This window comes from Pseudomonas sp. P106(2024), assembly GCF_057480815.1.
The window spans coordinates 129,381-142,368 of sequence record NZ_JBLIYU010000010.1 but is presented as its reverse complement, the minus strand read 5'-3'; the positions used below and the strand labels follow the sequence as shown (position 1 = coordinate 142,368).

Below are 12,988 nucleotides of genomic sequence, written 5' to 3'. Positions count from 1 at the left end.
GTACAGCATTACGCCGAAAATACCGCAGATGGGGGCCTGTCAGCTAGAGAACCGCGAAGGTTCCCTGGGCCTTGGCCACCAGCTTGTCGTCCTGAAGCACGTCGGCGTCGACCACCAGCGTGCGCCGACCGGCGTGCAGCACCCGGGCGGTGCACAGCACCTCGCCTTCGCTGACGGCGCGCATGTAGTTGATTTTGCACTCGATGGTCACGCTCTGCTGATCGAAGCCATGGCTGGCCGAGCAGGCCAGGCCCATGGCGATGTCCACCAGGCTGAAGATCGCCCCGCCGTGCAGCTTCTGGCCACGGTTGCGCAGGTGCGGCTCAAGCGCCAGGGCCACCTCTGCAACACCCGTTTCCAGGCGTTGCAGGCGGCAGCCCAGGAGCTGGCTGAAGGCGCTCTCGACGTACGCTTTCGGTACGTCCATCACTTCTTCTTCAGCTGCTTGGCGTTGGCGAACAGCGACGCCATGGCGTTGTTGGCCGGCGCGGCGGTGCTGGTCTCGCGCTGGCGCGGCGCCTGATGCTGGCGGCTGCCGCCATTGCCACGGTTGCCTCCGCGGTTACCCTCGACCTTCTCGCCTGGGGTGTCGCTCATGCGCATGGACAGGCCGATGCGTTTGCGCGGGATGTCCACTTCCATGACCTTGACCTTGACCACGTCACCGGCCTTGACTGCTTCACGCGGGTCCTTGACGAACTTCTCCGACAGCGCCGAGATGTGTACCAGGCCGTCCTGGTGCACGCCGATATCGACGAAGGCACCAAAGTTGGTGACGTTGGTCACCACGCCTTCGAGGATCATGCCCGGCTCCAGGTCCTTGAGGTCCTCGACGCCATCCTGGAAGGTGGCGGTCTTGAACTCCGGACGCGGGTCGCGGCCAGGCTTGTCGAGCTCCTGAAGGATGTCGGTGACGGTCGGCAGGCCGAAGGTCTCGTCGGTGAACTTCTTCGGGTCCAGGCGTTTGAGGAAACCGCTGTCGCCGATCAGCGAGCGAATGTCGCGGTCGGTGTCGGCGGCGATGCGCTGCACCAGCGGGTAGGCTTCCGGGTGCACTGCCGAGGCGTCCAGCGGGTTGTCGCCGTTCATCACGCGCAGGAAGCCGGCCGCCTGTTCGAAAGTCTTCTCGCCCAGGCGGCTGACTTTTTTCAGCGCGGCGCGGGTGGCGAACGGGCCGTTGGCGTCGCGGTGGGCGACGATGTTCTGTGCCAGGGTCGCGTTGAGGCCGGAGATGCGCGTCAGCAGCGCCACGGAAGCGGTGTTGACATCCACACCCACGGCGTTCACGCAGTCCTCGACCACGGCGTCCAGGCCGCGAGCGAGCTTCACCTGCGACACGTCGTGCTGGTACTGGCCGACGCCGATGGATTTCGGGTCGATCTTCACGAGCTCGGCCAGCGGGTCCTGCAGGCGGCGGGCGATGGACACCGCGCCACGGATCGACACGTCCAGGTCCGGGAACTCGCGAGCGGCCAGTTCGGAAGCCGAGTACACCGAGGCACCGGCCTCGGAGACCATGATCTTGGTGATCTTCAACGCTGGGTATTTCTTGACCAGCTCGGCCACCAGCTTGTCGCTCTCGCGGCTGGCGGTACCGTTGCCGATGGCGATCAGCTCGACCGAGTGCTTGGCGCACAGCGCGGCCATGATGGAAATGGTGCGATCCCAGTCGTTCTTCGGCGCATGCGGGTAGACCGTGGTGTGGTCCAGCAGCTTGCCGGTGGCATCGACCACGGCGATCTTGCAGCCGGTGCGCAGGCCCGGGTCGAAGCCCAGCGTTGCGCGCGGACCGGCCGGGGCAGCCAGCAGCAGGTCGTGCAGGTTGTGGGCGAAGACGTTGATCGCCTCGCCTTCGGCGTTGTCGCGCAGTTCGCCGAACAGGTCGGTTTCCAGGTGGGTGTACAGCTTGACCTTCCAGGTCCAGCGCACCACCTCACCCAGCCATTTGTCGGCCGGGCGGTTGCGGTTTTCGATGCCGACATGGTTGCCAATCATCAGCTCGCACGGGTGCAGGGTGCCCGGCAGCTCTTCGCCGACTTTCAGCGAGGCGCTCAACACGCCTTCGTTGCGCCCGCGGAAGATCGCCAGGGCACGGTGCGATGGCGCGGTGCGCAGCAGTTCGTCGTGGGCGAAGTAGTCGCGGAACTTGGCGCCTTCCTCTTCCTTGCCAGCGACCACGCGGGCGGTCAGCACCGCTTCCTGCTTGAGGAAACCGCGCAGCTTGTCGAGCAGGGCGGCGTCCTCGGCGAAGCGCTCCATGAGGATGTACTTGGCCCCTTCCAGGGCGGCCTTGACGTCGGCCACGCCTTTTTCGGCGTCGACGAAACGTGCCGCTTCGCTTTCCGGGTCCAGCTGAGGGTCGTTGAACAGGCCGTCGGCTAACTCGCCCAGGCCCGCTTCCAGGGCGATCTGGCCCTTGGTGCGGCGCTTCTGCTTGTACGGCAGGTACAGGTCTTCGAGGCGGGTCTTGGTGTCGGCCAGCTTGATCTCGCGGGCCAGCTCCGGGGTCAGCTTGCCCTGCTCCTCGATGCTGGCCAGGATGCTGGCGCGGCGCTCGTCGAGCTCGCGCAGGTAGCGCAGGCGCTCTTCCAGGTGGCGCAGTTGGGTGTCATCCAGGCTGCCGGTCACTTCCTTGCGGTAACGGGCGATGAAGGGCACGGTCGATCCTTCGTCCAACAGGCCCACGGCCGCTTCGACCTGTTGTGGGCGCACGCCCAGTTCCTCGGCGATACGGCTGTTGATGCTGTCCATGAAAACCACCTGACAAATAGTGAATGCAAGGCCGCGGGTGGGCGATCTGGCCCGGCGGCGCTGGGTGAAAGCCGCGCATTATACCCATCGCGCCGGGCTTGCGGTGATGGCGCGGCGCCAGCCGACGACGGGGCGACAGTGGCATGCCGGGAAAAATCTGCTAACAATGCACACGGCACGCACTGCAGTGGCTACGCCATAATGCGCGGCGATATCAGAGGAGTTATTCATGACCAGCACCGCAAACGCCGCCGAAGGCGACAAGATTCTCATCGTCGACGACGACCCGGGCCTGAGCAGCCTGCTGGACCGTTTCTTCACCAGCAAGGGCTTCCGTGTCCGCACCGTGCCCAACGTCGAACAGATGGACCGCCTGCTGGCCCGTGAAGTGTTCAACCTGGTGGTCCTCGACCTGATGTTGCCGGGCGAGGACGGTCTGTCCGCGTGCAAGCGCCTGCGCGCGTCGAACAACCAGATCCCGATTATCATGCTCACCGCCAAGGGCGATGAGCTCAGCCGCATCAAGGGCCTGGAACTGGGCGCCGACGACTACCTGGCCAAGCCGTTCAACCCCGACGAACTGGTGGCCCGGGTTAAGGCCGTGCTGCGCCGCCAGTCCCCGAGCGTGCCAGGCGCGCCGGGCAGCGAGGAAGAAACCGTCACCTTTGGCGACTACGAGCTGTCGCTGGCCACCCGCGAACTCAAGCGCGGCGAGGAAACGCACATGCTCACCACCGGTGAGTTTGCCGTGCTCAAGGCCCTGGTCATGCATGCCCGCGAGCCGCTGACCCGCGACAAGCTGATGAACCTGGCCCGCGGCCGCGAGTGGGACGCCCTGGAGCGCTCCATCGATGTGCAGATTTCGCGCCTGCGCCGGATGATCGAGCCCGACCCGTCCAAGCCACGCTACATTCAGACCGTATGGGGTGTGGGCTACGTCTTCGTGCCGGACGGAAACGCCGGCAAATGAGCCTGTCGGCTCGTCAGGGTGCAGCAGGGCGACCCACGCGGGTCGCCCTGTTTTCGTCTGTGACGGCCGGCCTTTTCAGCACAGTAGTTGATCGATGAAAACGCCTCTCTGGTTCCCACAAAGCTTCTTCGCCCGCACCCTCTGGCTGGTGCTGATCGTCGTGTTGTTCTCCAAGGCATTGACGCTCGTGTACCTGCTGATGAACGAAGACGTGCTGGTCGACCGCCAGTACAGCCACGGCGTGGCCCTGACGCTGCGCGCCTACTGGGCCGCGGATGAAGAGAACCGTGACCAGATCGCCGAGGCGGCCGGCCTCATCCGCGTGACCGGCGCCGGCGTGCCGGAGGGCGAGCAGCACTGGCCTTACAGCGAGATCTACCAGCGCCAGATGCAGGCCGAACTGGGCGATGACACCGAGGTGCGCCTGCGCATCCACGCGCCGCCCGCGCTGTGGGTCAACGCCCCCAGCCTGGGCCCGGGCTGGCTCAAGGTGCCGCTGTATCCGCACCCGCTGCGTGGGCAGAAGATCTGGAACGTGCTCGGTTGGTTCCTGGCTATCGGCCTGTTGTCCACGGCATCGGCCTGGATCTTCGTGCGTCAGCTCAACCAGCCGCTCAAGCGCCTGGTGTTCGCCGCCCGCCAGCTGGGCCAGGGGCGCAGCGTGCGCCTGCCGATCAGCGACACCCCGAGCGAAATGACCGAGGTGTACCGCGCGTTCAACCAGATGGCCGAGGATGTCGAGCAGGCCGGGCGTGAGCGCGAGCTGATGCTGGCCGGGGTGTCCCATGACCTGCGCACACCGCTGACCCGGCTGCGCCTTTCGCTGTCGCTGATAGGCAACGACAGCGACCTCAGCGAGGACATGGTCCGCGACATCGAGGACATGGACGCGATTCTCGACCAGTTCCTGGCGTTCATTCGGGACGGGCGCGACGAACCGGTGGAGGAGGTCGACCTCAACGACCTGATCTACGAGGTGGTGGCGCCCTACAACCAGCACAAGGAGCAGGTGCGGCTGTGCCTGGAGCCGATTCCGCCGTTCCCGCTGCGTCGGGTATCGCTCAAGCGCATGCTGGGCAACCTGATTGGCAACGCCCTGCATCACGCTGGCAAGGGCGTCGAGGTGGCGGCCTATGTGTCGGGCGACCAGAGCGCGCCGTATGTGGTGCTCAGCGTGCTGGACCGTGGCGCGGGTATCGATGAGTCGGAACTGGAGACCATCTTCAACCCGTTCATCCGTGGCGACCGGGCGCGGGGCGGCAAGGGCACCGGCCTTGGGCTGGCGATCGTCAAGCGTATCGCCGCGCAGCATGGCGGCAATGTGGAATTGCGCAACCGCTCTGGCGGTGGCATTGAAGCACGGGTGAGGTTGCCGTTGGGGTTGCTGCTGCCGCGTAACGCCGTGTGATTTCCGGGGCCGCTGTGCGGCCCTTTCGCGACATCATGTCGCTCTCAGCCCTTGCCTTTGGTCCGCGTCTGATTCGGCCCGCTGTTCTTCTCAAGGTGCTCGATGATCATCCCGGCCACGTCCTTGCCGGTGGTCATCTCGATACCCTCCAGCCCAGGCGATGAGTTCACCTCCATCACCAGCGGCCCGTGATTGGAACGCAGGATATCCACGCCCGCCACGCTCAGGCCCATGACCTTCGCCGCGCGAATCGCGGTCATGCGCTCTTCGGGTGTGATCTTGATCAGGCTGGCCACGCCACCGCGGTGCAGGTTTGAGCGAAATTCGCCCGGCTTGGCCTGGCGCTTCATCGAGGCGATCACCTTGTCGCCCACCACGAAGCAACGGATATCGGCGCCCCCGGCCTCCTTGATGTATTCCTGGACCATGATGTTCTGCTTCAGGCCCATGAACGCCTCGATCACCGACTCGGCGGCCTTGGTGGTCTCGCACAGCACCACGCCGATGCCCTGGGTGCCTTCGAGCACCTTGATCACCAGCGGCGCGCCGTTGACCATCTGGATCAGGTCGGGGATGTCGTCCGGCGAGTGGGCGAAACCGGTGATCGGCAGGCCGATACCGCGCCGAGACAGCAGCTGCAGGGAGCGCAGCTTGTCGCGGGAGCGGGCGATGGCCACCGACTCGTTGAGCGGGTACACGCCCATCATCTCGAACTGGCGCAGCACCGCGCAGCCATAGAAGGTGACCGATGCGCCAATGCGCGGGATCACCGCATCGAACCCCTCCAGCGGCTTGCCGCGGTAATGGATCTGCGGCTTGTGGCTGGCGATGTTCATATAGGCCCGGAGCGTGTCGATCACCACCACTTCGTGGCCCCGCTGGGTACCGGCCTCGACCAGGCGGCGGGTGGAATACAGACGCGGATTGCGCGACAGCACAGCGATCTTCATGCAGCACCTGTGACAGGGGAAAGGGTGGCCGGGAAGGCCGGTTTGTCCTGGACATACTTAAGGCCTGGGTTGACCACCAACTGGCCATGGATGAGCGCCTTCGAGCCGAGCAGCAGCCGATAGCGCATGCTCTTGCGGCAGGCCAGGGTGAACTCGACCTCCCAGACCCGGTCGCCCAGCGCCAGGGCCGTACGGATCACGTAGCGGATCTGGGCCTGGCCGTTGGAGCTCTTGATGGTCTTCATGGTCACCAGTGGCGCCTCGCAACGCCGGTGGCGCAACTGCACCACCGAGCCCAGGTGCGCGGTGAAGCGCACCCATGGCTGGCCATCGCGCTCGAACGGTTCGACCTCGGTGGCGTGCAGGCTAGAGGTGCTGGCGCCGGTGTCGATCTTGGCGCGCAGGCCGGCGACACCCAGCTCGGGCAGGGCGACCCACTCGCGCAGGCCGATCACAGTCAGGTGGTCAAATGTCTTCACGAAGCGTGCCCTGGGGATATGGAGATGAACTGTAATGACGGCACGGATTTTTTGCATCCGTCAGTCACGGTAGTACAGTTCCGTGAAAGACAGAATTCGAGGAAAAACCATGGCACAAAAGCCTGACGACGATGACAAGGTACGCCTGGACAAATGGCTGTGGGCGGCGCGCTTCTACAAGACCCGCGCCCTGGCCAAGGCGGCGATCGAAAGCGGCAAGGTGCACTGCCGGGGTGAGCGCTGCAAGCCGGGCAAGGAGCCACGGGTGGGCGACGAGTTCGTGCTGCGCACCGGTTTCGACGAGCGCACCGTGGTGGTCAAGGCGCTGTCGTTGGTGCGGCGCGGGGCGCCGGAGGCGCAGCTGCTCTACGAGGAGACGGCTGAAAGCGTGAAGCGCCGCGAGCAGGCGGCCGAGATGCGCAAGGCCGGCGCCCTGGGCATGACCACCGACGGGCGACCGAACAAGAAGCAGCGGCGGCAGATTCATCAACTGCATGGCAGCTTCGAATGAAAGGGACCGCAAAGCGGCCCCTGTGATCAATCAGGCAGCGCGAACCACGCTCATCCGTCCGACCAGCGGCAGCTTGCCGAGCCAACCGAACAGTGGCGACGTCCACCGCACCAGCGCCGCGCTGGCCATGGCCGCCAGGGGCGTGTGGCAGCTCCAGCCCAGCGCCAGGACCGCCATCAACAAACCGCCGATGTAGTCGTCCTGCCCCCAATGGGCGCCGGCCACCAGGCGCGGCAGCATGAACAGCAAGGCCAGCGCCCAGATCACCAGGTGCTGCGCCAGGCGGCGGCTGAACAGGCTCATGAACAGCGCCCAGATCAGCAGCACCGAGGCGTGGTCACCCGGGAAGCTCTGGCTGGAGCGGTCCTTCAATTCCCACTTCGCTTCCAGGTGCGGGTAGAAGTCGCTCAGGTGCACGGCGTTGTCGAACACCATCGATGGGCTGTTGTGTTGCCAGCCCATTGCGCTGACCCACTTGGAAAACAGCGCGCGAATCACCACTAAGAGGAGTAGGGTGACCAGGAAGCCGAAAAACGCCTGGCGCACCTGGGTGGCCTTGAATACCCAATCACCGCGAATCAGCAGCGACAACATGATCAGCCCGACCAGGATGTCGAACGGGCGTAGGCTGCCGACTGCCCAGATCGACCGCCAGATCAGGTTGTCGGCCAGTGGCGCATTGAGGCTGTGGAACAGCCACTCGTCGAAAGTCAGGCACAGGATCTGGCCAACGGGCCACAACCAGAAACACAGTAGTGCGACGGGCAACAGGGTGCAGGCTGCCAACGGTCCCCAAGACCACCTTGCTTGGAACAGTGGTCGATTATCCATAAAATACCTCGATATCCAGCGGGTTATGAGTGCTTTCTGAGCGCTCTGCGGCGGACCTTTCAGTCTCCTGTAATTATTTTGTAATCATTTTTAGAAAGCCAGACAACCATGAGCGACTTGCCAGATACCGATTTCACCCAACGCTTCCTGTTCGACGACCGCGATGTGCGCGGCGAGATGGTCGCGCTGGAACGCAGCTACGCCGAGGTGTTGGCCAAGCACGACTACCCGCAGCCGGTAAAGCATCTGCTCGGTGAACTGATGGCCGCCGCCGCGCTGTTGGTCGGCACCCTGAAGTTCGACGGGTTGCTGGTACTCCAGGCGCAGTCCCAGGGCCCGGTGCCGCTGCTGGCCATCGAGTACACCAGCGAGCACGACATCCGTGGCCTGGCGCGCTACGAGGCCGATCAGATCAAGGCGGATGCCGGCCTTGCCGACCTGATGCCGGGTGGTCACCTGGTGTTGACCATCATTCCGGTCAACGGCCAGCGTTACCAGGGCACTGTCGAGCTGGACGGCAAGGACCTGTCGGAGTGCTTCACCAATTACTTCGTCATGTCGCAGCAAGTGAACACCTGCATCTCCCTGGCCGCCGATGGCGCCCGCGCCCGTGGTCTGCTGGTGCAGCAGCTGCCGGCCGAGATCCACAAGGACAGCGAGGAGCGCGAGGAAAGCTGGGCCCATGTCAAGGCCCTGGCCAACACCGTGAAGGTCGATGAACTGCTCGGCCTGGACAACGAAACCGTGCTGCACCGCCTGTACCACGAGGACGCGGTTCGCCTGTTCGATATCCAGCCGCTACGCTTCCGTTGCAGTTGCTCGCGCGAGCGTTCCGGCAACGCCCTGGTCAGCCTCGGCGAGCAGGATGCCAAGGCGCTGGTGGCCGAATGCGGCGGCCGGGTCGAGATCGATTGCCAGTTCTGCAACGAACGCTATCTCTTCGATGCAAGCGATGTGGCGCAATTGTTTGCCGGTGGCGGCACCGAGGCCCCATCAGAAACTCAGCACTGAAACGGTTCACTACAGGATAATCTCCTGTCGAATTGCGCAAAAACGCAGTTCTGACAGGAGGGGCCTACTTTTTTTGGGCGTTTCTGGCATAATCCGGCCACTTTTTTCGCTGTAGTAGTTTTTTCGAGACGACTACAAAACGTTTGGAGCACTCGGCCTCGGGCCGGATGGGGTATCTCATGACGCAAGCCAACAACACCGTGTACACCGACCTGAGCGTCGATGAGCTGGTAAAAGAAGCGCTGTCCCGCGGTGAAGGCGTGCTGGCCGATACTGGCGCGCTGGTGGTGGAAACCGGTCACCGCACCGGCCGTTCGCCGGCTGACCGTTTCATCGTCGAAGAACCTTCCACCCAGGACCAGATTGGCTGGGGCCCGATCAACCGCAAGTTCCCGGCCGACAAGTTCGATGCCCTGTGGGACCGCGTCGAGGCGTTCAACAACGCCCAGGATCACTTCGTTTCCTACGTTCACGTAGGCGCTGCGGCCGAACACTACCTGCCGGTCAAGATGACTACCCAGACCGCCTGGCAGAACCTGTTCGGCCGTTGCCTGTTCATCAACCCCGAGCAGTACAACCCGGCTGGCCGTGGCGAATGGCAGATCCTCAACGTCGCCAACTTCGAGTGCGTGCCTGAGCGTGACGGCACCAACTCCGATGGCTGCGTGATCATCAACTTCGCCCAGAAGAAGGTGCTGATCGCCGGCATGCGTTACGCCGGCGAAATGAAGAAGGCCATGTTCTCGGTGCAGAACTTCCTGCTGCCGGCCGCCGACGTGCTGCCGATGCACTGCGCCGCCAACATCGGCGAAGCGGGTGACGTCACCCTGTTCTTCGGTCTGTCCGGCACCGGCAAGACCACCCTGTCGGCCGACGAAAGCCGTTACCTGATCGGTGACGACGAGCACGGCTGGGGCGAGGGCGTGGTCTTCAACATCGAAGGTGGTTGCTATGCCAAGTGCATCGACCTCTCCGAGAAGAACGAGCCGGTCATCTGGAAAGCCATCAAGCACGGCGCGGTACTGGAAAACGTCGTGATCGACGCCAACAAGCACGCCGACTACGCCGACGTGAGCCTGACCCAGAACAGCCGTGCCGCCTACCCGCTGGCGCACGTCGAGAAGGTCTCGGCAGAGAACCTGGGCGGCGAGCCGAACGCGGTCATCTTCCTGACCTGCGACCTGACCGGCGTACTGCCTCCGGTGTCGATCCTGAACAACGAGCAGGCGGCCTACCACTTCCTGTCCGGCTACACCGCGCTGGTCGGTTCCACCGAAATGGGTTCGGGCGGCGGCATCAAGTCGACCTTCTCTACCTGCTTCGGCGCACCGTTCTTCCCGCGCCCAGCCGGTGTCTACGCCGAGCTGCTGATCAAGCGCATCAAGGCGTTCGGTTCGAAGGTCTACCTGGTCAATACCGGCTGGACCGGTGGTGGCTACGGCGTCGGCAAGCGCTTCAGCATCCCGACCACCCGTGGCGTGATCGCTGCCATCCAGAGCGGCGCCCTGGTCGGTGCCGAGACCGAGCACCTGGACATCATCAACCTGGACGTGCCGAAGGCTGTTCCGGGCGTCGAGACCGAGCTGCTCAACCCGCGCAACACCTGGGCTGACAAGGCTGCCTACGACGAAGCCGCCAAGGGCCTGGCCACGCTGTTCACCGAGAACTTCAAGAAGTTCGACGTTTCCGACGCCATCAAGGCCGCTGGTCCGCAGCTGTAAGCTGCAGCCGGTTCGGATGAAAAGCCGCCCTTCGGGGCGGCTTTTTCGTATTTGAAAGCCTGCTTTGGGTGCTGTGTCTACTGAGGCTATCGCAGGGAAAGCCAGCTTCTATAGGATTTACATGCTGTTCCTGAAGGTCTGCTGGATTGCTGCATCAATACAGCAAGGCCAGAATCTGTTTCACTTGCAGGGCACCCACCAGAAAGCAGATGCCTTATGACAGAATCCCCCCAACGCTCCGCCTTCTCCCATTTCCACCCCATCCTCACCCGTCCGCAGGACAACGACCACAACGGTCACCTCGCCGGCGCCACCGTGCATGCCTTCTTCGAAACCGCCATCCAGGCCTTCCTGGTCGAACAGGCCGAACTGGACCTGCGCGACGGTGAGCTGGCCGGCTTCGTCGTGAGTTCGGCGGCGGACTTCTTCGCCTTGCCGGGATTTCCCGACGTGCTCGAGGTGGGCCTGGGCGTGACGCGCCTGGCAGGCAGCACCGTGGAGTTCCGCCTGGCGCTGTTCCGCCCGGGCGAGGCCGAAGCCTGCGCGGCGGGGAGCGTGGTGCAGGTATTCGTCGAGCGGGCCTCGGGACGTCCGGTGGCGCTGTCGGAGACGCTGCAGATGATCCTCGCCGGGCTGTCGCTCAATCGTTGAGGCGAATGATCCCCTCGCGCACGGCGAACAGCACCAGGCCGGGCACGTCGTGGATCTGCAGGCGGTGCATGATCTGCGAGCGATGGGCCTCGACGGTCTTGATGCTAAGGCCCAGGCCGTCGGCGATGGAGCGGGTGGTCTCGCCTCGGGCGATCAGGCGCAGGATCTCCAGCTGGCGGTTGGTCAGCGGCGGTGTCTGTACCTGGCTGACGACGCGCTTGCGGCTGTGTTTCAGGGCTTGGCCGATGACCATCGGCAGTACCGCCGACGACAGGTACTGGCCGCCTCCGCGCAGGGTCTGCAGGGCTTGTTCCAGCTCGCTCACCGTGGCGCTCTTGAGCAGGAAGCCATGGGCGCCCAGCTGCAGGCAGCTCATCACATGCTCGAGCTCCGAGCGTGGCGAAAACATCAGTACCCGGCAGGCTGGCGCGCGGATGAACAGCTCCTGCAGGGCCTGCTGGCTGTCCAGCTCGCCGCTCATGTCGAGCACCACGATGTCCGGCTTGAGTTTTTCCGCGAGGCTCACGGCTGTCATGGCATCGCCGGTGTCGCCCACCACGACGAAATCTTTCTTCTGTTCAAGCAGGGCACGCAGGCCGGCGCGGAAGAGCGGCGAGTGATCGGCAAGCAGGATTCGGCAAGGCATGAATAAGGGCCTGTTTCGCAAGGGAAGGGGGGCGGCAGGCCTGCTCGATCCGGAAGCGCACTGCCGCGCGGTTGCGCGATCAGTCCTTGTCTGCCGATGGGCACGGCAGTGCCTCTTATCATAGGCGTTCGAACACCGACGGCAGTAGTGGACGCAGGGGCAGGCCCAGGGCATGGACGCTCTCGCTGTGACCGATGATCATCAGGCCACCGGGGCGCAGGTGTGCCAGCAGGCGCTGGAGTACCTCGTTCTTGTACCGTGGCGCCAGGTTCGACAACAGGTTGCGCAACAGGATGACGTCGAAGCTGCCGAGCTGTTCGGGCAGGGGCCGGATCAGGTTGAGCGCTTCGAAGCGCACCTGCTTGCGCAGGGCCGCCGAGACCCGCAGTCGACCGGCCATCTCGCCTACCCCGCACAGGCCGTGGCGGGCCAGCCAGCCTTCGGGAAAGTAGCGTGCCTGGGCGATGTCGTAGATGCCGGCAGCGGCGGTTTCCAGCAGTTGCGCGTTGAAGTCGCTCGCCAGCACCTGCCAGTCGGGATGGCGGGCGTTTTCGGCGGCGACCATGGCCAGGCTCCAGGCTTCTTCCCCGGTGGCGCAGGCGGCGCTCCACAGGCGTGCGGGGTGGTCGAGCTCGGCCAGCCAGCGGGCCAGGCATTCGAAATGACGATGCTCGCGAAAGAAGTAGCTGTCATGGGCGACCAGCAGGCGCAGCAGGTGCTCGCGTTCGCCCGCGCCGTGGGGGCCGTCGAGCAGGGCGAGATAGTGTTCGAAGTCGGGAAGGCCCAAGGCCTTGAGGCGCTTGTGCAGGCGTGCCGCGACCACGGCACGTCGGTCGTCGGCCAGTTGCACGCCGGTGGCCTGCACGACCCGTTGGCGAATCGACGCAAAGCTGGCTTCGCCGAGCAGTGGCGGGCGGCGGCCTGGCATCCTTCAGCCTCTCCTGGCCCGTGGCAGACAGATGGGGGCGGTAATGATCGTGCGCATTCCCTGCGTCCTGTGCTTGATCGAAACGACGATGATAACTAGTGGCAAGTGGCCTCCATATCGGGGCAGCCCCT

At 64.4% G+C, this 12,988-nt stretch carries 13 protein-coding genes; 6 read left to right on the top strand and 7 right to left on the bottom strand.

Annotated elements, in window-relative coordinates:
• Positions 1–43 precede the first annotated feature (43 nt).
• Positions 44–427 (bottom strand): PaaI family thioesterase, encoded by a 384-nt coding sequence (locus tag AC25M7_RS17270; RefSeq protein WP_051555625.1) that lies wholly within the window; start codon positions 425–427, stop codon positions 44–46.
• Positions 427–2,751: a Tex family protein gene (locus AC25M7_RS17265; protein WP_062362703.1), complete on the bottom strand. Its 2,325-nt coding sequence runs from the start codon at positions 2,749–2,751 to the stop codon at positions 427–429. Before AC25M7_RS17265 ends, AC25M7_RS17270 begins: the two co-directional genes overlap by 1 nt.
• Positions 2,752–2,980: 229 nt before the next feature.
• On the opposite strand from AC25M7_RS17265, the gene ompR reads away from it, so the two are divergent.
• Both ompR and AC25M7_RS17255 read left to right on the top strand, forming a co-directional pair.
• Positions 2,981–3,721: an osmolarity response regulator transcription factor OmpR gene (ompR, locus tag AC25M7_RS17260; RefSeq protein WP_028689209.1), complete on the top strand. Its 741-nt coding sequence runs from the start codon at positions 2,981–2,983 to the stop codon at positions 3,719–3,721.
• A 94-nt stretch (positions 3,722–3,815) separates the two neighbouring features.
• Positions 3,816–5,129, top strand: coding sequence for an ATP-binding protein (locus AC25M7_RS17255; RefSeq protein WP_028689208.1), 1,314 nt, complete (start codon positions 3,816–3,818; stop codon positions 5,127–5,129).
• Positions 5,130–5,173: 44 nt separating this feature from the next.
• Here AC25M7_RS17255 and rimK read toward each other — a convergent pair whose 3' ends face one another.
• Positions 5,174–6,079, bottom strand: a complete 906-nt coding sequence (gene rimK / locus AC25M7_RS17250; RefSeq protein ID WP_486971308.1) for a 30S ribosomal protein S6--L-glutamate ligase — start codon at positions 6,077–6,079, stop codon at positions 5,174–5,176.
• Complete coding sequence (rimB, locus tag AC25M7_RS17245) at positions 6,076–6,558, bottom strand: retropepsin-like aspartic endopeptidase RimB (RefSeq protein WP_028689207.1); 483 nt, start codon at positions 6,556–6,558, stop codon at positions 6,076–6,078. Before rimB ends, rimK begins: the two co-directional genes overlap by 4 nt.
• 109 nt (positions 6,559–6,667) lie before the next feature.
• On the opposite strand from rimB, the gene AC25M7_RS17240 reads away from it, so the two are divergent.
• Positions 6,668–7,069, top strand: coding sequence for an RNA-binding S4 domain-containing protein (locus AC25M7_RS17240; protein WP_241412179.1), 402 nt, complete (start codon positions 6,668–6,670; stop codon positions 7,067–7,069).
• Positions 7,070–7,099: 30 nt separating this feature from the next.
• Here AC25M7_RS17240 and AC25M7_RS17235 read toward each other — a convergent pair whose 3' ends face one another.
• Complete coding sequence (locus AC25M7_RS17235) at positions 7,100–7,900, bottom strand: phosphatase PAP2 family protein (RefSeq protein WP_182322361.1); 801 nt, start codon at positions 7,898–7,900, stop codon at positions 7,100–7,102.
• Between the two features lie 108 nt (positions 7,901–8,008).
• Here AC25M7_RS17235 and hslO point away from each other — a divergent pair, with 108 nt between their 5' ends.
• From hslO to AC25M7_RS17220, 3 genes are all read left to right on the top strand, one after another.
• Entirely contained in the window at positions 8,009–8,911 is a 903-nt protein-coding gene (hslO, locus tag AC25M7_RS17230) for an Hsp33 family molecular chaperone HslO (RefSeq protein WP_028689204.1), read from the top strand.
• A 179-nt stretch (positions 8,912–9,090) separates the two neighbouring features.
• Positions 9,091–10,632, top strand: a complete 1,542-nt coding sequence (locus AC25M7_RS17225) for a phosphoenolpyruvate carboxykinase (RefSeq protein WP_050703331.1) — start codon at positions 9,091–9,093, stop codon at positions 10,630–10,632.
• 216 nt (positions 10,633–10,848) lie between these two features.
• The gene (locus tag AC25M7_RS17220) at positions 10,849–11,283 is read left to right on the top strand and encodes an acyl-CoA thioesterase (RefSeq protein ID WP_486971307.1); all 435 of its coding nucleotides are present in this window, start codon (positions 10,849–10,851) and stop codon (positions 11,281–11,283) included.
• Here the strand turns inward: AC25M7_RS17220 and AC25M7_RS17215 are convergent.
• Together AC25M7_RS17215 and AC25M7_RS17210 are read right to left on the bottom strand one after the other, a co-directional pair.
• Positions 11,273–11,929 (bottom strand): response regulator, encoded by a 657-nt coding sequence (locus AC25M7_RS17215; protein ID WP_028689201.1) that lies wholly within the window; start codon positions 11,927–11,929, stop codon positions 11,273–11,275. The genes AC25M7_RS17220 and AC25M7_RS17215 overlap by 11 nt on opposite strands.
• 118 nt (positions 11,930–12,047) lie before the next feature.
• Positions 12,048–12,857, bottom strand: coding sequence for a CheR family methyltransferase (locus AC25M7_RS17210; RefSeq protein WP_236180576.1), 810 nt, complete (start codon positions 12,855–12,857; stop codon positions 12,048–12,050).
• Positions 12,858–12,988 lie beyond the last annotated feature (131 nt).

Coding starts and splice junctions, on each gene's coding strand:
- ompR (WP_028689209.1), top strand. CDS start 2,981: ATGACCAGCACCGCAAACGCCGCCGAAGGCGACAAGATTCTCATCGTC.
- AC25M7_RS17255 (WP_028689208.1), top strand. CDS start 3,816: ATGAAAACGCCTCTCTGGTTCCCACAAAGCTTCTTCGCCCGCACCCTC.
- AC25M7_RS17270 (WP_051555625.1), bottom strand. CDS start 427: ATGGACGTACCGAAAGCGTACGTCGAGAGCGCCTTCAGCCAGCTCCTG.
- AC25M7_RS17215 (WP_028689201.1), bottom strand. CDS start 11,929: ATGCCTTGCCGAATCCTGCTTGCCGATCACTCGCCGCTCTTCCGCGCC.
- AC25M7_RS17220 (WP_486971307.1), top strand. CDS start 10,849: ATGACAGAATCCCCCCAACGCTCCGCCTTCTCCCATTTCCACCCCATC.
- rimK (WP_486971308.1), bottom strand. CDS start 6,079: ATGAAGATCGCTGTGCTGTCGCGCAATCCGCGTCTGTATTCCACCCGC.
- AC25M7_RS17235 (WP_182322361.1), bottom strand. CDS start 7,900: ATGGATAATCGACCACTGTTCCAAGCAAGGTGGTCTTGGGGACCGTTG.
- AC25M7_RS17225 (WP_050703331.1), top strand. CDS start 9,091: ATGACGCAAGCCAACAACACCGTGTACACCGACCTGAGCGTCGATGAG.
- AC25M7_RS17265 (WP_062362703.1), bottom strand. CDS start 2,751: ATGGACAGCATCAACAGCCGTATCGCCGAGGAACTGGGCGTGCGCCCA.
- hslO (WP_028689204.1), top strand. CDS start 8,009: ATGAGCGACTTGCCAGATACCGATTTCACCCAACGCTTCCTGTTCGAC.
- AC25M7_RS17210 (WP_236180576.1), bottom strand. CDS start 12,857: ATGCCAGGCCGCCGCCCGCCACTGCTCGGCGAAGCCAGCTTTGCGTCG.
- AC25M7_RS17240 (WP_241412179.1), top strand. CDS start 6,668: ATGGCACAAAAGCCTGACGACGATGACAAGGTACGCCTGGACAAATGG.